Consider the following 21,291-nt stretch of genomic DNA (forward strand, 5'->3'; position numbering starts at 1 on the left):
CTTTCGTATGTTCTCGTCAGATATAAAGAAAACGGAAATCGAACAGTATCCTAAAATCCCCATTCGTTCCCGTTATTTCAAACTTATTCTTTCCCGGATCCAACCGCAGCCGTCCCCGATTTGTCTGTCCGTATATCGACGTTCCGTTTTTCCGTGACCTATCGCCCTCCAACGTAATAACATCGGCTGTAGCGCTAGTTCCGTTATACCGCCACATATCACCTGTCGTCCGATTCGTCATTGTAAGTCCACTCGAAGCTCCGACGTACTGAATCGTTAGAGGTTGCATATATTCGATGTAATTTCGTGAATCCACCGTTATATCCCCGAGATTCCATATCGAAAATGATCGCGTCGTATGCTCGTAACTGAAATCGTCGTACGGTATTCCCATTCCGAACTCCCATAGTCCGTCGAACGTAAAGTCGTCCGAAGGTAGTCCGATTGATTCCGCATATGGCGATGGACTCACGAATTCAACTTCGAAAAATCCATGTTTATACTGCTGTTCTACAGAGTATTTTGATGCGACCTTTACGAGCCAACGACGATCCGGTAGGTGAGATTCGGTTAGATAAAACGGCTCGGCTGAATCAAATATGCGATATATAAGATTCCGTCGTAATCGATAATCGTAAACATCGTAACCATCAAAATAAAAGACGCCGCGCATCGTCCGTCCCCCGAATGTTGTGCCAGCGTCAAGAAAACCGTTAATCCCGTCACGCTCTATTTGAGTATGAATTGGATCAGGCGATTCTATTTCGAAATTTATGACCTTTGTCCTTGTTTCGGAAAGGGCGATTCGCTCGCCCCTAATTGTATCGATGATTAAATCTAAAGTATTCGCCAAGTTTCCGCCCCCTTCCGTTAATTCTTACGGCTTTTCTCTGCACGATAAGCCCGGTCTAGCTCACGCTGTACCGCAGATACCATACGGTCGACTTCTTCTCGGGAAGATGTTCCGTGATAAGATATCGGCATGTTTATCGTCGGACCAGCCGGCTGAGCTACCGCTGCTACTTGTCTCGATGATGCCGTGTAACGACCGCGCGCTCCTCCGACATCTGACGTTGCAGCATCGAGGATACTTCCGGACACTTTCTTAGCTGACGAAATAGCTGTTCGCATGCTTCCTTCCATACCTTCCGGAATACCTAGCGTGATCCAGCGCCCGACGTCTTTGTTCATCACGCGAGATGGCGAGTTGATATCGAAGAATCCCGTAAAGCTGTCCTTGATACCACTTCCGATACTTTTTACGGAATCCCACACTGCGCCTGCCATGCTGGATATACCGTCGATTAGTCCGTTGATAATGTCCTTACCGATTTGGACTAGATCAATTCCTTCGAAGGTGGAAACGATGTTTTCCATTACGTTTGTTACGATACCTTTAACGGCTTCAAAGGCACCTTCCCAGTCTCCGACAAACATTGCCGAGAATGCCTGAATAATACCAGAAATAATATCGATTACGGACATCACGATTGTTTGAATTGTTGCGAATGCTACCTTTACCAATCCGGATACAAGAGGCATTACAACTTGGAAAATTCCTTTTATTACGCCTAAACCTGTTTTAATAATGCCCATAACCAGTTGCATAATCGACTGAATTGTTGTTGAAATAAACTGGAATGTAGCACGAACTACCGCCATTATAGTTGTTCCGTTTTCAGACCAAAATGCTTGTATCTTTGCTAGAACCGCTTGAATAAACGAAGCAACTGCGTTGATTACTGTTGATATGAAACTTTTTATCGAGTTATAGATTGACATGACGTTTGCGGTAATTGCTGCCCCGTGTGTCGCCCACAATTGCTGTGCATAAGCTAATATTTGCGCTATATATTGAGATACGAACGCAAGTACCGTTACTACAGCAGTACGAATTGCATTTAGCGCAGTTGTCCACGCCATTTGTATCCAAGCCCAAGCCGCGTTGACCATATTACGGAACCACTCGACTTTGTTGTAAGCTAGTACAAGCGCTACACCAATTAATGCGACCGCTGCAACTACTGCCGCAATAATTGCGACTATTGCAACAAGACTACTTGTTGCGATTCCGATTGCTCCCGCAACTGCCGAGAATGCGATAACCAATCCAGGAAGTTGTCCGATTAAGATTAGTAATGGCCCGCCTAATAATAGGAATGCCGCTGCAAGTGCTGCCATAATCGCTATCATGTTCTGTACCGGTGTCGGCAAAGCATTAAACCAGTTTGCTAGACCCGCCATTGCTGTCGCAATCCAGGATATCGCAGGAATTAACGCTGTACCTATCGAAATAGCGAGTGTCTCGAAGGCCCCTTGCAGGTTCTCGAGTGTACCGCCAATACCCGCTTTCATTTGCGCTGCTGTCTCCGCCGATGCTCCCGCACTGTCTTCGAGTGATTGTGTCATGGCGTTTATCTTGTCTGGTCCTGCGTCCATTAGTGCTAGGAAGCCGGAAGTTGCCTCTGTTCCAACTAACTTCGAAATTGTCGCAACCTTATCCGCCTCTGACATCCCTTCTGTAGCTGCAGTTAGATCGCCTATCATCTCTGACAAACTCTTTACATTACCGGAGCTATCCTGCACCGAGAAGCCTAATTGATCCATTATCTTTTGCTGTGCTTTGGCTGGATTATTTAACGCTAGTAATGACGCACGTAAAGCCGTTCCAGCATTCGATCCGTCAAGACCCGCATTGGTCATTAAACCTACCGCACTAGCCGTTTCTTCCATCGATATACCTAACGCTGCTGCCGGAGCGCCTGCGTACTTGAATGCGTAGGATAAGTCCTCAACACCAGCCGCCGTTTTGTTAGCCGACATCGCTAGTACATCCGCAACTGTTGTCGCATCGGAGGCTTCCAGTCCCCATATGTTAAGCGCTGACGCTACGGTATCGGAAGTTAATGCCAAATCCTCACCGGATGCTTCGGCCGCTGAGATAACGCCCGGCATTGCCGCAATTACTTCGTTAGCGTCGAAACCTTTCGCAGCTAGTTCCGTCATTGCCACGGCTACTTCAGAAGCACTTTTGGAAGTTGTCGCTCCGAGTTCTAACGCTGCTTCCCGCATATCAGCGAATTGACCCACGTTAGCGCCCGCTATAGCACCGGCTTTTCGCATAGCCGTATCGAAATCCGCCGCTGTTTTTACCGCAACGCCAAGACCCGCCGCCATACCAGCGCCTGCTGCCGTAAATCCCGCACCGATATTACCAACAGTATCGAATGCCCTCTGCGTGCGACTTTCCAGATTGGACATTGTTTTTGAGAAATCATCTATTGCGCTAATTTTGAACGAGATATTCAAAGCCATTTATTCACCGCCCTTTCTGCGCAAAAATAAAAGCCTGCCGACTAATAGCCGACAAGCTCGTTATTTCTTCTGCTTTTGTTCTTTCGCTTTAATATCGTAAAAGGCGCTCCAATACGGAAGTTCAGTAACCGCCATGCCCTCGTCGAAATGTTCAAGCTCGATGACATCATCCGGCCCTAACCCGACCAATCGCGCGAGTTGTTCGGGTAGGTTGACTCGCGTATATCGGCGCCTTGTTCCTGTTAAATCGCCAACTGTCACGTTCTTTGCGTCAGCTATTTCGTAAAGGCTGCGCAAGAAGGGGTCGGCGTTTAGTCGTTTTTTGCTTCTGTCTGTGCGTTAGCAGAAAGACCGCTGATCTCCATAATCTTTCCGGCTAGTCCTGCGATAGGTGCGAAGGATTTCTTGCCGCTTTCGAATTCCGCTACGTCAGCAAGTTCGAATACTTTTTCGCCTTCTGGCGTTTCGCAACCGTGAAATACTGCGAGAATCATCATGCGAACCTCGTCTTTTTTATTCTTCATAACTTCTTTCATCGCTGGCGCTGTAAGTGTTTTAACCGGTAGTTCAGCGTCCCATTCTTTTACGTAGAAAGAATCGTATACGATATCGTCCGTGCTTCTTACTTTGTCACGCAACGCTTTTACATCAAATTGTTTAGCCATTTATAATCAACCTCCGAGTTTAGTTGTTTTATTTGGCCGAGTAAATATTGCCCGCCAGCATATCTCGGCGTATGTTTTCGGTTAGCTTGACCTAGACGGGCAATGAATCTATTAAGCTCCCGCTTGTGCGTCTTTCAACGGGCTAGTCAATGGGCCTGATCCAGTGTAGGAAAGTGATTGCTCGATAACGTCATCGTAAGGAGACGTATATTCTCCGTTAAATGTCGCTTCGCCCTGGAATACTGGCTGTGCATCGTCTTCGTGCTTGTAGAATTTAATCGTAAGCATCTCGCCCATTTGCGAAATCCAGAACGGATCAGCGTCGATACAAGTTGCTTCGCCCTCCCATGATTTCTGCGCTGCTACGTGCGTAGCCCATTCGTCACCTGCTGCAGTTGTATCCGGTCTTTCTAAGTCAGTAGAAACCGACCATTCGCGAAGTTTCAAAACCTCTACGTCAGTTCCGCCGGCGCTATAAGTAACGCGTGCGAACTGTCCAGTTTGTGCCGCCATTTATTCGTCCACCTTTCGTTTATTGAGAAAATAAAAAACCGCCCTTGGATTGGCGGTAAACTCGAACCGAAACATCGTAATAGCCTCGATGATCGTTCGTCTTATTAGAAATTTCATCGTTTGTCATCGGAGTAAAGGTTCCTACATCGCATAAAATGTAGTCTCCGGTCGGTAATAGTGAGTCATCAAATAACGGAATGCCCTCCGCTTGCCCTAAGATTTCGTCAATTTGCGTCTCGATACGTAACCTTTCGGCGTAATCTCGAGCGTACAAGCCGACTTGCATCCGGTAAACGTAGCTATAATACCGCCTTCCGGCCGCTTCAGAATTCTTTTCGCTAAATAAATAACGGACAGTTCCGAAGGGTTTTTCGATACCTATCGGCGTTACGCCGTCCTGCTGAATCTGAACCTTTGTCAATTCAGGAGCTTCGGTTTCGAGTGCTATCCGAAGAGAATATAAAATCTGATGTATCATCTGCCTACACTCCGATCAACCGTTGCTATTAGCGCCTTTTTAAGAGGAGTTTCACCGGCCCAAATTGCACGGCGAAAATACGCGCTATGCGAACGGTGTTCATATTCCTGGCGTTGTGCATACGGCATCTCTGACCCAAATAGCCAAACCATATCTTCGACTTTATCAACGCTTCTAGGAATGGAGTCTCTTAGCGCGCCAGTTAGAACCGGGGCGTTATCGCTTGCTCCATCGGCCATGCTGCGTGTGTGTTCTTCAACCGTAATATCTATTTCTCTACGCAACTCATCCGCAGCTGATCGACCTAATGCTTTAATGAGCTTATTATCATCGGAGGAAGTCACTTTAAACTTCATTTAACTACCTCCAATAACATAAAGTTTCGTCTATGCTTGTGTCTTTTCACCTGTTTAACGACGTATATTTCATCTTCGAACTTGTATCGATTATTCTCACTGACTATATCTCTTGTAATAGCTTTCTTAACCTTTTCAGTGATAAAACCGTATTCTCGCATTTGAATTTCCGCCGATAATGGAGCCACACAAGCGTTAATTATTATTCCGGATTCTTGCCAAGAAAGATCATATTCTCCCGTGAAATTGTTCTCAACTGGAATACCAACTAATTCAATCAATTTATCATCATATCTCATAATCAAAGCATCCTTAACCGGTCGACTTGGCCGCCATTTGTCTTTGCGTATTGACTTAGATACGGTAGATAAGTTTGAAATACGTCATCTTGGTAAGTAATCGATAGGCCCTCGATGTTTTCTGATTTGTACCCTTCCGAACCTAACCGATTGTAAAGCGCTACAACGATAGATTCAGTTACAAAAGAAATGTCATCCGGTACAAGTAGAAACGGAAGTCCTTTTGCGCTAAAGAAATTAAGGATAGCTTGCTCCGTTTGATTTATTAGAACATCGACCCGATTATCCGTACCATCTAATCCGAGTAAAATATTTATGTTATCTGCAACAGCCATGATTAATCAGCCTTCTTTTTTGCTTGCTGTTTTGGAGCTTTCTTTTTTGTGTCCGGCTCCTGGACTACCTCTTGCTTTTCTTCCTTTTTTTGTTTATGTCTTCTCAAAAGCATTCCCATCATAATTGCCCCCCTTTTAAAGCAAAAAAGGCGACCTGTGATTTAGATCGCCTCGCTACTAATTCGATTAGGCTTTATTTACAATCAGTTTTACAACTTTACTGTCGTCAGCTAGAGCTACTGCATAGTGCTCGTCCGCTGCCAGGACTGTAGTTTTAGCCAGTACATCACGATCTTGCTCAACTTGTGCTTCACGTTTTAGATAGATATCCAAAGCACCAGGTTTTACAATAAAGTTTTCGTACGTTCCTGGAGTACCATCAACTGCTGGTACTTTGTTAGATGCTACAACTTGACACCCTGCAATCTCACCGATGACTCCTGTCATATACGCGTTCGGGACGGAACTTAGGAATAGTGGATCTTTGCGTAATGTCCCTTTTTGTAATGGGTGAATGAAAAGGATTTTCTCCTCGTCATCTTCTTCACCGAATTTATCGATGGCATCAACCACACTCTCGTATGAAATAGCACTATCAGCAGTGTGAGTTAGAGAAGCATCACTAAGGGCTTCAGCCGCATCGTTGTCAACTTTAGCAGCAAGAGAGGTTAAGAGCTGCTCGTTAGCTTGTCCGATTGGATCCCCGTAACCAGACAAAGCAGATTCGTCAGTGATTTCGATAGATTTACCAGCCTTTTTTACAGTTACTTGTGTGGATGTTGCTGTAAGAATTGTAGTTTCCATTGCTACGCCTTCTGCTACGTCCTCTGCATCGCCGATGTATGCGTATTTAGGTACTGTAATTGTATTTCCTGGCTGACCTTCCAGAGTAGTATCAATTCGTGCAAGTGGAGAAAACTTGATTTTGCTAGGTAGTTGAGCAGAAATCATATCTGCCATTACTTGTGGGTTGATTAGGTTAGTAAGTTTTGTTTGTGCCATTATAAATTCACCATTCCTTTTTAATTTTTGGACATAAAAAATAGCCGCTTAATTAACGGCTTGATAATTGTGCATATAGTTCTGGATTTTGGTTTTGCAACTCAACGCGATCTCTGTAAGTCATTCTTCGGAAATCATCTGCGGTAATACCTTGTTTCGTATTGGAACCTTTGGGCGTGGTGCCTTTTAATCTTTCAACAACCGCCTTCTCGATTGCTTCCTGCCACTTATCTTTAAACAACGCGATATTTTGAGTGATCGTTTCTGCCGAATCGCTAAGTACAAAAGTACTGAATTCGGTTGGAAGGTTCTCTGCCTGCAACGACTTAACCGTTTGAAGTTCTAATTTTTCTCGTTGGAACTGCTTTCTCTCTTGCTCGAAGGTTTCTTGCTGCATCTGAAATTCTCGCTGTACTCTCTCCGCTTCAGTAAGCTTGGCGAGCTCTTCCGCTTCTGATCGCTCTTTTTGAATTTTTTCTGTTACCTCTTGTTCCCATTTTTCCTTTGCAGTTTGCAAGGCTTTGGTTACACGCCTATCAGCTTCGGAACCAATCATTTGCTGGAGTTCCTCTTGTGATAACGTCAGATTTTCTACTTCTGTTCCTTGCGTCACTGTTTCTTGTTGCTCCTGCTTTACTTCAGCTTGCTCATTCATTTAAAGTCCTCCTGTTTGTCCTGCCAGTTGCATAGCCCCTGGTAGTCCAAGTTTGGTATCCGGATACAGTTTAACGTCGTGTTCCGAATTGGACAGAATACTACTGAACGAATCTGTTTTTCCAATTAGAAAATGAAATACTTCTGATAAACCTTCCGCTAAAAGTAAGATTAGAAGTAACCGGCAAAACGATGGTACGACAATTCGGGTGGAATGGAGGGTAATTGACGCCTGTAATGCGCTCTTCCAATAAATACGTCTTACCGTTTTCCCTTCGGCAAACCTGACTTGTGCGTGCATCTATCGTTGCAAGAACGCTATAACGCTCTACTCCGAATAATCGGTAGGCTAAGGCTGTTCCTTCGTTAAATATCCGGTTGGATTCTGTTCGGATAATTCGCTGCGTACTCGTCTTCCAAGCTTTTACTTTCTTTCTAAGATCAGCGATCGTATCTTTCAACTTTTCGTTACGAACGATTTTTTCCCGAATTGACCGTTTAAGACCAAGCCAAAAGCTCTCCCGATTGGCACGTACTCGATCATCGTACGTTTCGCCTGACCACGGAAAAGCTAAAGTTTCGGACACTGTTTCGGTAGCTACCGATGGAACTCGTGAGTAGGTTTCGACTCCGCCTTGAATCATAAAAGCAATCCGTAAATACGAATCCTCTAGCGAACCGCGTAAATGCCGGGTAATACCGGACGTTATCGCGAGGGTAGCAACAATAGTAATAGCGTCAATTTCACCGAATAAAGCTTCTATTCTTGTAGCTGGATTTTCCGTCGGGATTGTATCGACTTCCTCTTCGGCAATCTGCGATTCATATTCGGAAATTCTTTCGTTATAGGCATTAATCTCCGCCCGTCTAAGAGGCATTTCCGCTTCTTGTAACGATAAGCCTTCGTCAGTCTCGTATTGCGCGTAAAAGGCGCTTATTGCCCGCTCAATCTCCGATTCAGACCGATCGTACTGCTTCGCTAACTCTTCGAATAGTTGATCCCCATTCCGCGTAAATTCCGCTTCTAACTCTTCGGCTTCTTTCGCTAACTTGCCGGGTTCCAGCGTAGCTTCTGCCATCTAATCACCCGCCTATATCGTTATAATCATCGCTAATGCTTCCATCAGCAGCAATCCGATCCAGCTCCGCTTGAACGTCTTCGACAAACGGTAATTGCTGTAGTAGAGTCGACATACTTACGATTCCATACAGATTCTTAACGGAATCGATTTTTTCCGCAACGTTGACCGGCAAGTTGCGCTCAAATTGCATAATAACGTCCGCGTATTCGTAAGACGCGCCTTGTAAATTAAGCATGTTCGTAATAAGTCGGATGCGCTTCTGTAGCGCCCGCTTGAATAGTCTTTCTTTCGTTACCGATAACTGTTCGAGTGCCTGCAGCTTGTAATTAATCGCAATACCGGACAAGTCGCTTGTAAATCCTTCCGCCTGGATATCCGGAACCTGCGCGAACTTATGAATATCCCGCTCGAGTCGGACCTTATATGTTTCTAGCGTCTGGACATCGGCTGTCTTCGTTAAGAATTCGGCCTTTCCGTTGTCGCCGAGAAGCATTACACGATTCTCTTTCATTGCCGCAATATCTTCGGGCTCTGCCGTCAATCCGGACAGCACTAAATAACAATCGCTAAAATACTCGAGCATGTTCGAATGATCTGATACCGCCATATCATAGGCGTCAATCAACGGGATAAGCCGCTCCCAATCGCCACTCAATTCGGCATTGTTGTAATAGACAATAACAGGTACTTCTTTAAAGTAATGAGGTTTACGACCTGTTTCCACTAGGCCGCTTTTGCCCTCCGAGTACGTTATTATTTCATCTGCCGTATAGAGCTCGACATTTAGTGTTGTTTTGTCCGACATATAATCTTTCAGCTCGTAGTATCGAATAGCGCCGATTAGTTCGGGATCAATCGAGTCACTATAAATTAAGACGAGTTCCCTAACATCGATTAAATTGAACTTAATCTCGTTAGCTTCGTTCATATAGATAAGCTCTGCAGATAACCCTTTTACGCTTGCGCTCTTGCTGTGCTGCGCATTAATATAGCTTTCATCGTTGGTGCCTAATACGCCTTGAATGGCTTGTATATAGCTTGGATTATCCGAAGAATAGGTAACGGGTTTCCCCATAAAATAACCGTTTACCGTGTTTGTTATATACGCCGGAAACGGATGGACAATTTTATTATTAGGCTTGGCCGGATCAATCATTGGACGATTTAAGATGTCATGCTGCCCGTTGTAGTAACGATCCAGCTTATCCAGCCGAGGTATATTCGATATCTTGTAATCGTCGATAATCCGGGTTATGAATTTCGGATCATCTGCGATACTGATATCGCTAATCCTTATTGTTTCGTACATCAGTCACACTCCTTTTATATTCCGAAAAGATTAGATGGTAGCGTCGTTAATCGATTATTCGTACGGAAAGGTTCGAGCGAATACCGGAGCGCATCGATAAGATGGTTAAAGTTATCCGACGGCTGGTTCGTATACTTACCGGTCTGCTTATCTTTCTTGTACGAGTAGTTTTCTAATTCGTTAATCGTATGTTCGCAGTCCGGATGTACGATGATATCGAACTGCTGCACGTACTGAATGCCGGTCAATATCGACCCTGCGCCTTTGGCTGCCGGTTGTATCTTTCGCAATCCGTATCCGCGCAGTTCATCGATAGACTTACGCTCTGCACTGTCCGCGACAATGCGTTCCTTTGCGTATCCCATATCGATAACACGACGGGCAAGCTCGTTATTTAATAGGCCGTGTTCGTATAGCTCGTCGAATATGTAGAGCTTCCGATTAGCTACATCAACAAGCGAGCAGATAAGCGTTGAGGGATCCGATACATACCCGAAGTCCATGCCGACCGCCATTTCCATTGCGTTATTCTCTTTCATAAGCTCCGATACTTTGAATGATTCTACTGCCCAATTCTCGAAGACTTTCCGCCCCATGACGCCCCATTTTCCTAATGCGTATACGGCGTATTTAACGGGATCTCGCGTCTCCATTTCTTCTATACTCCGAATATACTCATCGTCGAGGAATCGGTTGTCCTTGTACGTTGTGTGACATATAGTGACGTCATCTAACGGATTATCGAAGAACTCTTTCTTTAACCAATGAAGCGCGCTGATCGGGTTGAACGAAAGGAAGAATTGTTTCTTCTGGCCGCCCCCACGCAGTCGCAGCTTCAATTGGCTCCATAGGTCGTAGGATATTTGAAATGCCTCTTCTACCCAACAAAGGTCAACCCCGCTAATAGAAAGGAGCTTCGTTTCATCGTCGCCGCCTTTGAATATGATCGTACTGCCATTAGGGAACTCTATATTTAGCGTCGATTTACTAATAATGAGATGATCTGTTATCTGGAACATATCGAAAACGTCCAGGAACTCCGCGTAAACACTGTCCCGAATAGATGCGAAGGTCTGCCGCACGACAAGCAGCTTGGTCTTCGGTCGCTTAAGCAAATCAAGCGTAAGCTTCATCGCCAAGAATCGTGACTTTCCGGATCCAGCACCGCCGTAAAATATGTTGTATCGCGTTCTAGTATTCAGATACGGGAGGTACGCCCGATTGAACACTGTCTTGTCTACGTTAAGATTAATAGCGGGCAATGGGCGCCCTCCTTCCGTATTAAATTTACGCAAACAAAAAAGCCAGCCTTATTCGGCTAGCTTCCGTTTTGCTCGTATTAATGTACTTTTAGATATGCCGGTCATTTCTTCGACCTGTTTGTATGAATTAGTTTCGAGAAGCTTTAGCGCGTGATCGACCTGTTTCTTGCTGTATTTATTCGGACGTCCTTCTCGGAAGTCTTCTCGCTGCTTAGCGATTGCCTTTCCTTCCTGCGTCCGCTCAACGATCATATCTCGTTCAAACTCCGCAAACCCGCTCATAATCGTAAAGATTAGGCGCCCTGTCGGAGTGTTTTCGATAAGACCCATATTAAGTATATGAACCTTTATATCACGCTCAAACAGGTTACGGACGATACTGATAGCGTCGCCTGCAGAACGTGCGAACCGGTCGAGCTTCGTAACCACGATAGTATCTCCGGACTGCACCGCATCGAGTAGCGATTGGAATTCCGGTCGGTCTGCTTTCGTTCCGGTAAACTTTTCCGAGAAGACTTTGTCGCAACCTTCTGCCGTTAATGCGCTAACCTGCGCTTCCAAATCCTGACCCACCGTTGACACTCGTGCATATCCGTATTTCATAGTGATTTCCCTCCGATATATGGCGCTAAGTTATGACACGCCTTGATATACCGATCTTATCACTCTGATGAAACGGTGTCAATACTTTTAAGTTATGATACCGTATATGATCCTGCTGCCGATTATTCTTCGTCTTCTAGTCCGTCAATGGTAACGTTTATCTGAACTTCGCTGCTTTGTTCGACTCGATCGGTGAATAGCGTATGATATCGGCCGAGCAATTCGAGCGCCTTCGTTTTATCTGCGACACGCATGCCGAACTTGTCCGCCCATTCTTCGAGTTCTTCTCCGTTCATCATCGCAAGCTTCGCTATCTCTGCGATAACGTCTTCCGCTTGGACTCCGGCCTTTTCAAGCCGCTCTTTTGCGCCCTCTTCGATCGCTTGCTGAATGTTATCATACGTTAAGAGCCGCGATGCAGTTTCTTTAGCTGAATTAGCGCTGTAACCCGCTCTCCTAGCGCTTTCTGCCCCGTTTAGTGTTGCGATATAGTGCTTAACAAATAACCGCTGTTTGGCGTTTAATTTCGTCATATCTGCGCCTCCTTTCCGTCAATTAGCGTAATTAAAAAGCCGCCCTGGCTCCCGTAGGCCCTGGCGACTAATCTTCGGATTTAACGTATATTGAGCCGATCGTCTTCCGATAACTTTCAGCTCCTCGACCGTAACCTTGTATTTGTTCCAGTCGTATTTCATTCCGCATAGTGATTCGTTAATCTTGACCATACCTTTCCGATCAGATAAAAGTTGAACTTCTCTTTTCGGGACAAATAGTATAGTCGCTGTAGTTATATCGTAGTTAGTCTCCGAAGGGTGCAGCACGGCGACAAGATAATCGTATATGCTATTCGTGCCGATACCGCTGATTGAATACTGTTTTCCTGATAGCCTAGCCATTTTACATTCAATCTTCGTCAAATCGCTTAAGATAATGTCGTGGCCCTTTTCGGAATGTTTCGTTTTCTTCCCGCCCATAATTTCCGCTAGAGCCTTTTCGGTATACTCACCAGGAAGTTCTTTAGAATGATCTATAGGACGTAATCCGTGCTTGACTAGTCCTTTAAAACAACTAAGGAATACTACATCTTCATTTGTTGATACAACATCTATATCTTTCAGATGAAATATTGAACATTCGACTTTGTCAGTGGGTAAGCCAATACTTTCAGAAATTTCCGGAACGGTCGTAACATTCTTTACTTGAATGAATGAGAATACTGCTAATTCATGTACGATCTTATTATCTAACTGACTAAGAATCTTAGATACACTCATTAACCACCATCCTCACTCTCCGTATTAAATGACTGTATTAAACCATTGCTTCGGCTTACGCCTTCAGCCATTAATTTTCTTATCTGGAGATACTTTTTACGTATTAAAGACCTCCGAAATGTGTAAAACGGCATAAAAATAGCCCGATTCCCGGCTGCAGGATGTGGGCCTAGTTATTTCTTTTATTAAGTTCTTTCCTCCGACTAATATCTATTTCATTCTACTTTTCGGAGGCACTTATAATTTCAATCTCTAATGTATTTAGATAAGTATATGACAGGTTATTTTCGAAGAAAATGTTCTGTAGAGGAAGCGTTCTTTGCTTCCGATAAGGTTCTCGCAATTATTATTCTTTTTAAATCGTTATTATTAAAATAGTTCTTTTTATATTCCCGCTTATAGGACTTGATTAAATCCTGTTAGTGGGACTTAATTAAATCCCGCTTGCAGGATTTTGGCTAGTTTCCTTGCTTTCATAAAGAGGCATATACATTTTTTTAGCATGGCCATTACGTGGTACCTTACGCGTTATCATCAAGCCTTCGGTTTCTAGTACGTCGAAAAGTCCTTTAATACGATCTTTGTGCAATCCGGTATCTTCTATTATTTTCTTTACGGTTGGGTACGCCCAATAATATTCAGCCGTATCACTCAGACCATTTACGTAAGCATGACAGTACATATACAGTGTAAGACAGTCACGAGCGGTTTGTCCATCGTATTTTTCCTTTAGTTCCGGCAATACCTCTCTATATATCCGGTGTGGTATCGGAGCATATTTTCCGTTTTCAAGAACAGCTTGTTTTTGACGTTTTGCTTCACGTTGTAACCCCGTCAATTTCGATTCATTTGCCGACATTTCGCCTCAAATCCCTTCGCCTTATTTAATTTCGCTTAGTTAGCTTTACGGATCTCTTCGTACTTGTCCATACCCGCTCTGAATTCCGGTGTACGTTCGAACATGGTGAACTTTTTCATATTGTTCGGATTAATCGCTTGTGTGATCGGTGTCAAACCGCAATCCTTAATTAAGAAACGCGCAACATTGCCGCTATAAACGAATGCAATTTTCTCTTTCATTCCGACACACTTCCTATTCGCTTTATTTGGAAACAAGCGCCAATGACTCCGACCTTGCTTACTGCCTGTCATGGCGCCTTGCTGCGTTCCGTGGGTAAGCTCGCAACCTTGTTCCCTTGTAATCCTATTAGGGGTGATGTTAGTCATTTTTTAGGCTTCTAGCCTATTTTTTACCGTTTCTATAAGATTATCATTCTGCAGCCATTCGGTAAATTGTTCGAGTGTATTTTCGCCGTACCCATGCTTGCGGTGGAAGTCAACGTGACAGTCACGACATAGCACGATACCGTTATTCGGATTCGTTCGTAGCTCCTCGTAAGCTCCGAAACTATATACGTGATGTACTTCCGGCTTTTCATCGCTCTTGCACGCCTGGCATTCGTGATTATCGCGCTTTAGTACATCTCGACGGAATTGCGCATACTTGGCGTCTCTGCGTGCCTCTGCGAGCGCCTGGCGCTCCTCGTCGGTCATGTCGGCGTTATAAAAATGCGACTTTTCACCACGGCGAGATTCCGAATTTGCAATGCGGGAACACTCTGTACATCTCCGACCGGTATCCTTGAAATTTTTCGGTATCATTGAGAACACGTGCCCATCCGGGCAGAGAAACGTTGTTTTCTTCGTATTTTTTTCGTATTCACCGATTAACTTATAGCCCGGTGCATTTTCGATTACCCATGCATTAAATCGTTCGGTATTCCATACGATTGGCTTGCCGCCTTTACGCCTCATAACGTTATCGTATGACTTATCTACGCGTGTTCCAGCTTGATTAATCACCGGTACTTTTACTCGGGAAGGAGTTACATCGTCGACAACCAAATCTTTAGATGTAAAGGTGTAAGTATATCCCAGCTCTTTTAAGCGATTAGTGAATGAAACGTAAGTATGAGCAGCCTTTTCGATTTTACTACACTTCCAGCAACCCAGTGATCGCTTTAACCTTACATTATCGGGCCTTTTTGTCAGATGTGTTCCACAATCATTACATACAACTTCCACCGGTTGGCAGTTATTAATTACCTCTCCCACTCTTGTATATTTAGAGTTTGTTTTTGTCACTAATTCCTGCTCGAATCTTTCATTGCTCCATCTCTTTAAATTAGTCATTGGTCTTGTTTCCTCCTGATTTGAGCAACAAAAAAAGGCCCGCTGAAATTAATCAGCGAAGCCTTTACTTTTGCTTTTTTATTTGATAAGATATAAATTGGATAAAATTATACTTATTTGGTTAATTACGAAAAATAAAAAAGATAGTCCATCGATTGTTATAATCAAGGACTATCGTAGTTCGTTTCTATTTCCGTGAGCGTCTAACGCGTAAATTTTACATGCATTCTCTTCTCCGGGTTCTATCGTCTGTGTAAGCGCCCCTGCTGCATCGTATACATAACACGGTTGCGTATCAGTGAATTCTTTGTACTTGCGGTTCCTTGCGGCGTTTGCAGCCTTTCTTTCCGGATTCCTCTTTATCTTAGCTTTATCACTTTCTACCGAAAGAGCATCGGTAAGGTCGGCGACTCGTTCTTCTGCTGCATATACCACTTTCGAAAGTAACTCGGAGCTAAGTTTTTTTCCGTTATCGGATAGTGCCGTAGCAAACTCGGTAGTTAATCGCGCATTGCCCGTCAGAAGGTCATACACGAAGTCTATAACGGGTTCTTTGTCGGCTAACTTCTTACCCTTTTCCTCGATAATAACGTCCTCTCTGGCTTGCGAGCGCAGCCATTCAGTCAATCTCTTATTCTGCGTATCTAGCTCATCATCATTAGCGATAGACAAAAATTCCGTCCATTTCGATTCCTCTTCGATCATATCTAAATCATGTATACCGATATTCAACTTTTCCCACGCTTTCAAGGTCCGATCACTAATGCGCCCTTTCATATGGCTAAGATTGTTTCGATCAAATCCGGCCAATTCCCGGAAGTCGTCGACCTCTACATAGTCGGTATCTTTCGCCATGTCCACCGATAAGCTGTCGATGAAGTCATTTTGGCGTCTTGTAAGGACCGTATCGCGATTTTTACGGAACCACTCGAGAAACGGGTTACGTGCATATTCGTATGATTGAGCGAAGTATGAATCTTCGACTGTATCCATCACCGTACCTACTTCGCTACCGTTACGATCGTATATCGGTCTGTCTAACGATTCGAAATCGATAGTTACGTAGCTTAAACGGCCAGTTTCCGGATCATACATGCGCTTTGTGTTTGGATTGATTATTGGAGGAAGCTCGTGTTCAAGTTTAATGCAAATGGCTTTAACGACCCTGTTAAGGTTGTGTACGTCTTGTCCATTCGCCACGTCTTCCCAAGAAGCGTTATCTTGTAATTTAAATTCAAGTAAGGCCTCCCATGCTAGCGAAGCTGCGGAAGCGACTACCTCTTGTTCAGAAAAGGAATTTTGTTTCGAAAAACCTAATACAATAGATTGTACCGTCCTTGATATTTTAGGATGCTTCGGGACAATAGAGAAGTTCACATCATTGTACTTTCTTTCGAACAACACTTCTTCAAACAGCTTTGTTTTTTCCAATATAACTGCCTCCCTAATAAATTCGCATAATTTGCAGTCGTTTTTTGACTGCCATGTTTTAAAAATGACTAAGCAACTAAGCAATAATTAAGCATGGAGCACTTTTCAAAACGCGCGGGCCATCCTTACCCATTTTCGGAGGGATCTTTTACGCCCCTTCACAAGAAGACAGGGGCTAAAAGTCCTGTAGGAAATGGGTAAGGATGGGTGTTTCTAATAAAAGAGGCGGAGCTTGCGACGACTCACCCACGTACTTTTAATCTTTTAGAAAAAAAATACGACTACCGAGGGCAGCCGTTGTTTTTGAACCGCCTATACAATGTGTTTGACGTGTTCCAAACCGAGTTTGTACGTTTTAGGCGTTAATTTTTAGCATTCCGCAGATATCCATTGGAGGGAAGGCGTCTCGTCCGTGACCTGGTATCGGTTTACTAACTCACCGGCGATGTAATCGAGCGTAGACATTTCGCCGAAACTATCGATAAGACGCTCTTTCAGCCAGTCCGGCATAGGATAAGCGTTAAGGTAAAGCTCGGCTAATACCGTTTCTGCCTTGCAGCGATCTTCTAGAGAGCGGTTAGTATCGTGAATAACCGATTGCAAGTGATTTACCGTTTGCATATCGCTCATTATTCCGCACTCCCTTCGATTCTTTGCTGCGTTAGTTTTATTCCCGCCCGGATAAAGTCCGCCAAGCTAGCGCCACTTCCGATTACCTTCGCAAGCATGTCCGCTTTTTCGTCGAGCGTAGTGAATAGTAGTGCGAATAATTCGTTACAATCCGCCTCTAACGTAACCGTACCGTCCTGGATGTTAGTCGCCGGGTAGAACGTGATTTCCTCGCCGCCTTCGACTACCATTAAGAGGGAACCTCCGTCGATTAGCGTGCCTTCTGCGAAATTAGAAACGATTTGTCCGAACTCATTGCGAAACTTTCTATTTACCTTGACTTGATTGTTTGTCATAATGAAATTAGTCCTTTCGGTTTAGGATTGAGCGACCCTGTTCCAGCAGAGTCACGGTATATTAAGCCGGTAGATTTATTTATTGTTTAAGCGTGATCTCTTTAGCGGGAGAGTTTGTAATATATTCGGCGAAGTGTTCCAGCACTATCGCCTCGGTAATTGCAGTTACCGTAAGTATTGCCGGATAGTTGCCGCTATCCAGCTGGGCCGAGTTAGAAAGCTATACGAAGTGCTACATATAAACCGAACATTACTACGCCGTACATTACCGGCATTGCGAATCGTGGGTTTGTCATTCTTTTCACCGTCCTTTATAATCGCTATTGCAGTAGCGATCAGAGTTATATGATTGCGATTGCCGTCAGGTGGGTTCGTAGTTCTGAATTCGGAATCTCGAACCTTGAATCAAGTATAGAATTACCAGCCGGTAAAGTCAACGCATATAAGGCGGTATTTAGTGATTTGAAAAATAAACAAAACGGTGAATTAATGGAGGTACGAAATGGCGGTTGTAGTGGAGATTCGATTAAAAGAACTGTTGAAAGAGCGTGGCATAACGCAAGAAGAGCTTTGGAATATGTCGAAGGAAGATTCCAACGACCCCAAAACCGCAACTCTAGCGAAGTCTTCGATCAGTGAAATGTGTAATAACGTAAGACAGTCGATAAATAAGAAGCATATCGCAGCCGTGGTCGAGCTCTTAGATATCGAAGATATAAACGAACTTATAATAATACGGAAAGAATAGGCGCCTTGCCGGGCGTCTTTTTTCATGCCTAAATCCTAAATGTCGCGACGTCGCGACATATTACAACGTTATAACCCGCGCCGCACATCCGGCATCCTCCGCCATCTTCCGAAGCATGACCCGTCAAGAAAAAAAAAGCGCCGATGCCTTAGCATTAGCGCTATTTCTTCGATATAAGTCGTTCCGGTTATTAAAGTATCTCTAACGGATAGAATTACGCTTGGACGTCCGAACAATTCCGAATGCGATAAATCGTACGCTAAAAATCAGAATCTATATTTCTTTTTCTCTTACGTGGCTTATTCAATTTTCCTATTACCTTATTTATCGCTGAGTGAGCCGATTGCTGGCGCGCTACTGACTTCTCGGACGGATGCGTATATCGCTGAACCATTCGCATATCGGAATGTCCGAGGATCATCTGCAAGTGGCGGATATCCCCGCCATCTTCGAGAAACATTGTCGCAGCTGTATGGCGCAATATATGCGGATGCACTTTCTTTGTAATGCCCGCCTTTTTCGCGTAAGCTATAAGCCGTTTACGGAAATGGTTTCGCTCCATTGGCTCTCCATAATTAGTAAGGAAAATATGATTTGTATCAAAGTCAGTTTTATTTTCTGCGTAGAGCTCCTTAATTAATTTTATGGTCCTAACTTGTAGCATTATCGTTCTTGCCCTTCTACTTTTAGCAATAGCTGCTGGAATTGTTACCGCATTACTATATAAATCAAAGTCTTGAATTTGTAGTCGTTGTGCTTCACCTATACGCATCATGCTATCAACAAGTAAGTACATGAGTACATAATCTCGAAATTCCGGAAAGGAAATTTGATTAGGCGCCATTAAAAGTCTACGTAGTTCATCTTCATTTAGGACGCTGATATTCGATTCTTCTTTCCGAAGGTTCTTCACTCCTTCCATTGGATTCTCATTTATACCCTTTTCATCGACCAGACAGCCGAAAAACACCCGTAATGTTTTAAGTCTCGTATTTACCGTCTCTATCGACAAGCCTACTGTCTGTGACGATTTTGGAAGGAATTTATGATTTTCCCAGCGGACTGCTTCTTCTCGCATATATCGAATGTAATCACGGCAAACTTTCCGATCGATTTCGGATATTGAGATATACGGATACCTCATATCTAAAAAACGCTTAAAGAATTTATAGTTATTTCTGTATTGCTCTAATGTAGATGAGGCCTTACCTTCGGCAGTTTTGATGTCATAAAATAAATCAAAATATTCATCAAGTGTCTGCGTAACATAGTTAGTCCTTATCTGTTTAGGACTTATTCCTTTTCTAGCATTACCTCTATTTCTTTTCCTCACCATTATCACCTCATTTTTACCTTCGACAAAAAACGTAAATAACCTTTAAAACCTTGATTTGACGGCGTTTAACGAAGGTTAACGACCCTTAACGGAGAAAATTAGTTTACAGTATGAGAACCAAGCGTTATGATAATATTATAAGAACAAACGTTCTGTAATGGAGGTGTAAGGAATGAACGAGCGCGGATCAATTAAGTGGACTTCGTTAATGTTGCCGGAGCATATTCAGGAGCTAAAGCAGCTTAGGCAGCGTCAGTACGATGTCAATCAACCGATATTATCGGAGGACCAACAGGAGGAAATACAGCGGAAAGTTCGTGAGGCTTACGAAAGTCAAGCACCTGTTACCGTTGAGTATTACGAGAACAAGCGCATTCATTCCGTAAGTGGTACAATAGATAAGGTAAATATTGGCATGCGACGTATTGAAATAAGTAGCAGCACCGGTTTGGATTATGTTAATTTCACCTCATTAATAAGTCTTATATAAATAAAAAGGAGCTTGCTAAATGAGTATTGTAACTTTAATCACGTCTTGGATTGCCTCAGCGCTAATTGGTGGTGGATTAGTTCTCTTTTCATTACGAAAGATAATTCAAGGAAAAGTTAAATCGCATTTTGATAAAAAATTAGTAGAAGTTAAACATGACCTTCAACTTGTCGTAAAGAATGTAGAGCATGATTACCAGCGGAGAATTCACGATTTTACATTGTTCAGTTCCAAAAAACACGAAGTTTATATGAATGTCTATAAGATGGTATGTAATTTAGAAGCGAAATTACAACTTAGCACAGAGTACATGAATAAATTTTACAACTTGGTACGTTTTTCAGACAACTTTGTAGATATAAGGGAGTATTTAATTAAAGAAGATGTCCCCGAATTAAGGGTGAGAGAATTAGAGGATATATACAAGAAAGATAAAATCTTAGGTATAAAAGAATTTGAGAAAATGATGGATTTCCACGAACTTTTAAAATCTGATGAAATTAGAGTTGAAACATACGAAGAAGTGGTAGTGTCAGAGTTATATATTAAAGAAGAAGTAAGTAAAAAGGTACACGAAATGATCGAGATTTCTCGTAAACTCATTTATTACTTTAATAAAGAAAAAGAACTTATAAATGGATTTGGTTCAGGTGATTTAATCGATAAGTATCGCAAAGAAAATAAACAAAGGAAAAAAGATTTGACTCAGAAACGGGAGGAAATAAAGAAACTTATGGAAAATGAATTAAACGTTAACTAAATCCATAAGAAAAAAAGCTCTGACATATTTCCAGAGCTTTTTCCCTTTAGGTATATGTTATCAGCCGTTACCGCCACCACCGCCAGGATCGGCCATATGCTTCATAATGGTAATCGTTCCTGATGCGGCTGCTTCCTGTTCTTTATTTCCCGTATTATTTCCCAAAATAACGACCGTAGCTACTAACGCAATAGCAAATCCTAGTCCAAGCTTTTTCATAA

Annotated in this window: 27 protein-coding genes; 3 read left to right on the plus strand and 24 right to left on the minus strand. The window is 43.3% G+C overall.

What is annotated here, in order from left to right; all coding sequences use genetic code 11:
* Positions 1-16 precede the first annotated feature (16 nt).
* From CHH48_RS07190 to CHH48_RS07300, 22 genes are all read right to left on the minus strand, one after another.
* Positions 17-853: a phage tail family protein gene (locus CHH48_RS07190; protein ID WP_095218456.1), complete on the minus strand. Its 837-nt coding sequence runs from the start codon at positions 851-853 to the stop codon at positions 17-19.
* 17 nt (positions 854-870) lie between these two features.
* Positions 871-3,315, minus strand: a complete 2,445-nt coding sequence (locus CHH48_RS07195) for a phage tail tape measure protein (RefSeq protein ID WP_095218457.1) — start codon at positions 3,313-3,315, stop codon at positions 871-873.
* A 311-nt stretch (positions 3,316-3,626) separates the two neighbouring features.
* Positions 3,627-3,980 carry a hypothetical protein gene (locus CHH48_RS07205; protein WP_095218459.1) on the minus strand — a complete coding sequence of 118 codons (354 nt, stop codon included), beginning with the start codon at positions 3,978-3,980 and terminating at the stop codon, positions 3,627-3,629.
* Between the two features lie 111 nt (positions 3,981-4,091).
* Positions 4,092-4,493, minus strand: a complete 402-nt coding sequence (locus CHH48_RS07210) for a hypothetical protein (protein ID WP_095218460.1) — start codon at positions 4,491-4,493, stop codon at positions 4,092-4,094.
* A gap of 19 nt (positions 4,494-4,512) precedes the next feature.
* Entirely contained in the window at positions 4,513-4,971 is a 459-nt protein-coding gene (locus CHH48_RS07215; RefSeq protein WP_095218461.1) for a hypothetical protein, read from the minus strand.
* The gene (locus CHH48_RS07220) at positions 4,968-5,327 is read right to left on the minus strand and encodes an HK97 gp10 family phage protein (protein ID WP_095218462.1); all 360 of its coding nucleotides are present in this window, start codon (positions 5,325-5,327) and stop codon (positions 4,968-4,970) included. Before CHH48_RS07220 ends, CHH48_RS07215 begins: the two co-directional genes overlap by 4 nt.
* Positions 5,324-5,626 (minus strand): hypothetical protein, encoded by a 303-nt coding sequence (locus CHH48_RS07225; protein ID WP_095218463.1) that lies wholly within the window; start codon positions 5,624-5,626, stop codon positions 5,324-5,326. Before CHH48_RS07225 ends, CHH48_RS07220 begins: the two co-directional genes overlap by 4 nt.
* A 2-nt stretch (positions 5,627-5,628) precedes the next feature.
* Complete coding sequence (locus CHH48_RS07230; RefSeq protein ID WP_095218464.1) at positions 5,629-5,961, minus strand: phage head-tail connector protein; 333 nt, start codon at positions 5,959-5,961, stop codon at positions 5,629-5,631.
* A gap of 186 nt (positions 5,962-6,147) precedes the next feature.
* On the minus strand, positions 6,148-6,963 hold the full coding sequence (locus CHH48_RS07235) for a N4-gp56 family major capsid protein (protein WP_095218465.1): 816 nt from the start codon (positions 6,961-6,963) through the stop codon (positions 6,148-6,150).
* 52 nt (positions 6,964-7,015) lie between these two features.
* Entirely contained in the window at positions 7,016-7,618 is a 603-nt protein-coding gene (locus CHH48_RS07240; protein ID WP_095218466.1) for a DUF4355 domain-containing protein, read from the minus strand.
* A gap of 100 nt (positions 7,619-7,718) precedes the next feature.
* Positions 7,719-8,696 (minus strand): minor capsid protein, encoded by a 978-nt coding sequence (locus CHH48_RS07245; RefSeq protein ID WP_095218467.1) that lies wholly within the window; start codon positions 8,694-8,696, stop codon positions 7,719-7,721.
* Positions 8,697-8,700: 4 nt separating this feature from the next.
* Positions 8,701-10,008, minus strand: coding sequence for a phage portal protein (locus CHH48_RS07250; protein WP_095218468.1), 1,308 nt, complete (start codon positions 10,006-10,008; stop codon positions 8,701-8,703).
* A gap of 14 nt (positions 10,009-10,022) precedes the next feature.
* Positions 10,023-11,270 carry a PBSX family phage terminase large subunit gene (locus CHH48_RS07255; protein ID WP_176466378.1) on the minus strand — a complete coding sequence of 416 codons (1,248 nt, stop codon included), beginning with the start codon at positions 11,268-11,270 and terminating at the stop codon, positions 10,023-10,025.
* Positions 11,271-11,318: 48 nt separating this feature from the next.
* Positions 11,319-11,873: a recombinase family protein gene (locus CHH48_RS07260; RefSeq protein ID WP_095218470.1), complete on the minus strand. Its 555-nt coding sequence runs from the start codon at positions 11,871-11,873 to the stop codon at positions 11,319-11,321.
* A 122-nt stretch (positions 11,874-11,995) separates the two neighbouring features.
* Positions 11,996-12,406 (minus strand): terminase small subunit, encoded by a 411-nt coding sequence (locus CHH48_RS07265; RefSeq protein ID WP_095218471.1) that lies wholly within the window; start codon positions 12,404-12,406, stop codon positions 11,996-11,998.
* A gap of 18 nt (positions 12,407-12,424) precedes the next feature.
* On the minus strand, positions 12,425-13,147 hold the full coding sequence (locus tag CHH48_RS07270) for a hypothetical protein (protein WP_095218472.1): 723 nt from the start codon (positions 13,145-13,147) through the stop codon (positions 12,425-12,427).
* A gap of 433 nt (positions 13,148-13,580) precedes the next feature.
* A complete protein-coding gene (locus CHH48_RS07275; RefSeq protein WP_095218473.1) occupies positions 13,581-14,006 on the minus strand; it encodes a hypothetical protein in 426 nt (141 codons plus the stop codon).
* Positions 14,007-14,041: 35 nt separating this feature from the next.
* Complete coding sequence (locus CHH48_RS19310; protein ID WP_141230058.1) at positions 14,042-14,374, minus strand: hypothetical protein; 333 nt, start codon at positions 14,372-14,374, stop codon at positions 14,042-14,044.
* Positions 14,375-14,377: 3 nt separating this feature from the next.
* Positions 14,378-15,340: an HNH endonuclease signature motif containing protein gene (locus CHH48_RS07285; RefSeq protein WP_095218475.1), complete on the minus strand. Its 963-nt coding sequence runs from the start codon at positions 15,338-15,340 to the stop codon at positions 14,378-14,380.
* 171 nt (positions 15,341-15,511) lie between these two features.
* Positions 15,512-16,771, minus strand: a complete 1,260-nt coding sequence (locus CHH48_RS07290; RefSeq protein ID WP_095218476.1) for a hypothetical protein — start codon at positions 16,769-16,771, stop codon at positions 15,512-15,514.
* Between the two features lie 369 nt (positions 16,772-17,140).
* On the minus strand, positions 17,141-17,401 hold the full coding sequence (locus CHH48_RS07295) for a hypothetical protein (protein ID WP_095218477.1): 261 nt from the start codon (positions 17,399-17,401) through the stop codon (positions 17,141-17,143).
* Positions 17,401-17,736, minus strand: coding sequence for a hypothetical protein (locus CHH48_RS07300; RefSeq protein WP_095218478.1), 336 nt, complete (start codon positions 17,734-17,736; stop codon positions 17,401-17,403). The genes CHH48_RS07295 and CHH48_RS07300 overlap by 1 nt, the downstream gene beginning before the upstream one ends.
* Positions 17,737-18,238: 502 nt before the next feature.
* Between CHH48_RS07300 and CHH48_RS07305 the strand changes: the two genes are divergently transcribed.
* Entirely contained in the window at positions 18,239-18,484 is a 246-nt protein-coding gene (locus CHH48_RS07305; protein ID WP_095218479.1) for a helix-turn-helix domain-containing protein, read from the plus strand.
* 259 nt (positions 18,485-18,743) lie between these two features.
* Here CHH48_RS07305 and CHH48_RS07310 read toward each other — a convergent pair whose 3' ends face one another.
* Positions 18,744-19,820: a tyrosine-type recombinase/integrase gene (locus tag CHH48_RS07310; RefSeq protein ID WP_095218480.1), complete on the minus strand. Its 1,077-nt coding sequence runs from the start codon at positions 19,818-19,820 to the stop codon at positions 18,744-18,746.
* Positions 19,821-19,992: 172 nt separating this feature from the next.
* On the opposite strand from CHH48_RS07310, the gene CHH48_RS07315 reads away from it, so the two are divergent.
* The gene (locus tag CHH48_RS07315; protein WP_095218481.1) at positions 19,993-20,310 is read left to right on the plus strand and encodes a YolD-like family protein; all 318 of its coding nucleotides are present in this window, start codon (positions 19,993-19,995) and stop codon (positions 20,308-20,310) included.
* A 19-nt stretch (positions 20,311-20,329) separates the two neighbouring features.
* Positions 20,330-21,070 (plus strand): hypothetical protein, encoded by a 741-nt coding sequence (locus tag CHH48_RS07320; RefSeq protein WP_095218482.1) that lies wholly within the window; start codon positions 20,330-20,332, stop codon positions 21,068-21,070.
* A gap of 60 nt (positions 21,071-21,130) precedes the next feature.
* On the opposite strand, the gene CHH48_RS19470 is transcribed toward CHH48_RS07320, so the two are convergent.
* Positions 21,131-21,289, minus strand: a complete 159-nt coding sequence (locus CHH48_RS19470) for a hypothetical protein (RefSeq protein ID WP_176466377.1) — start codon at positions 21,287-21,289, stop codon at positions 21,131-21,133.
* Positions 21,290-21,291 lie beyond the last annotated feature (2 nt).

The sequence above is a fragment of the Terribacillus saccharophilus genome (assembly GCF_002272075.1).
GTDB lineage: Bacteria > Bacillota > Bacilli > Bacillales > Amphibacillaceae > Terribacillus > Terribacillus saccharophilus_A.

Bases quoted from the DNA above. Each gene is read 5' to 3' on its own strand.
- CHH48_RS07205 (WP_095218459.1), bottom strand. From the start codon at position 3,980: ATGGCTAAACAATTTGATGTAAAAGCGTTGCGTGACAAAGTAAGAAGC.
- CHH48_RS07260 (WP_095218470.1), bottom strand. From the start codon at position 11,873: ATGAAATACGGATATGCACGAGTGTCAACGGTGGGTCAGGATTTGGAA.
- CHH48_RS19310 (WP_141230058.1), bottom strand. From the start codon at position 14,374: ATGACTAACATCACCCCTAATAGGATTACAAGGGAACAAGGTTGCGAG.
- CHH48_RS07240 (WP_095218466.1), bottom strand. From the start codon at position 7,618: ATGAATGAGCAAGCTGAAGTAAAGCAGGAGCAACAAGAAACAGTGACG.
- CHH48_RS07320 (WP_095218482.1), top strand. From the start codon at position 20,330: ATGAGTATTGTAACTTTAATCACGTCTTGGATTGCCTCAGCGCTAATT.
- CHH48_RS07245 (WP_095218467.1), bottom strand. From the start codon at position 8,696: ATGGCAGAAGCTACGCTGGAACCCGGCAAGTTAGCGAAAGAAGCCGAA.
- CHH48_RS07215 (WP_095218461.1), bottom strand. From the start codon at position 4,971: ATGATACATCAGATTTTATATTCTCTTCGGATAGCACTCGAAACCGAA.
- CHH48_RS19470 (WP_176466377.1), bottom strand. From the start codon at position 21,289: ATGAAAAAGCTTGGACTAGGATTTGCTATTGCGTTAGTAGCTACGGTC.
- CHH48_RS07235 (WP_095218465.1), bottom strand. From the start codon at position 6,963: ATGGCACAAACAAAACTTACTAACCTAATCAACCCACAAGTAATGGCA.
- CHH48_RS07300 (WP_095218478.1), bottom strand. From the start codon at position 17,736: ATGACAAACAATCAAGTCAAGGTAAATAGAAAGTTTCGCAATGAGTTC.
- CHH48_RS07285 (WP_095218475.1), bottom strand. From the start codon at position 15,340: ATGACTAATTTAAAGAGATGGAGCAATGAAAGATTCGAGCAGGAATTA.
- CHH48_RS07225 (WP_095218463.1), bottom strand. From the start codon at position 5,626: ATGAGATATGATGATAAATTGATTGAATTAGTTGGTATTCCAGTTGAG.
- CHH48_RS07305 (WP_095218479.1), top strand. From the start codon at position 18,239: ATGGCGGTTGTAGTGGAGATTCGATTAAAAGAACTGTTGAAAGAGCGT.
- CHH48_RS07315 (WP_095218481.1), top strand. From the start codon at position 19,993: ATGAACGAGCGCGGATCAATTAAGTGGACTTCGTTAATGTTGCCGGAG.
- CHH48_RS07265 (WP_095218471.1), bottom strand. From the start codon at position 12,406: ATGACGAAATTAAACGCCAAACAGCGGTTATTTGTTAAGCACTATATC.
- CHH48_RS07270 (WP_095218472.1), bottom strand. From the start codon at position 13,147: ATGAGTGTATCTAAGATTCTTAGTCAGTTAGATAATAAGATCGTACAT.
- CHH48_RS07295 (WP_095218477.1), bottom strand. From the start codon at position 17,401: ATGAGCGATATGCAAACGGTAAATCACTTGCAATCGGTTATTCACGAT.
- CHH48_RS07195 (WP_095218457.1), bottom strand. From the start codon at position 3,315: ATGGCTTTGAATATCTCGTTCAAAATTAGCGCAATAGATGATTTCTCA.
- CHH48_RS07250 (WP_095218468.1), bottom strand. From the start codon at position 10,008: ATGTACGAAACAATAAGGATTAGCGATATCAGTATCGCAGATGATCCG.
- CHH48_RS07230 (WP_095218464.1), bottom strand. From the start codon at position 5,961: ATGGCTGTTGCAGATAACATAAATATTTTACTCGGATTAGATGGTACG.
- CHH48_RS07210 (WP_095218460.1), bottom strand. From the start codon at position 4,493: ATGGCGGCACAAACTGGACAGTTCGCACGCGTTACTTATAGCGCCGGC.
- CHH48_RS07275 (WP_095218473.1), bottom strand. From the start codon at position 14,006: ATGTCGGCAAATGAATCGAAATTGACGGGGTTACAACGTGAAGCAAAA.
- CHH48_RS07220 (WP_095218462.1), bottom strand. From the start codon at position 5,327: ATGAAGTTTAAAGTGACTTCCTCCGATGATAATAAGCTCATTAAAGCA.
- CHH48_RS07310 (WP_095218480.1), bottom strand. From the start codon at position 19,820: ATGGTGAGGAAAAGAAATAGAGGTAATGCTAGAAAAGGAATAAGTCCT.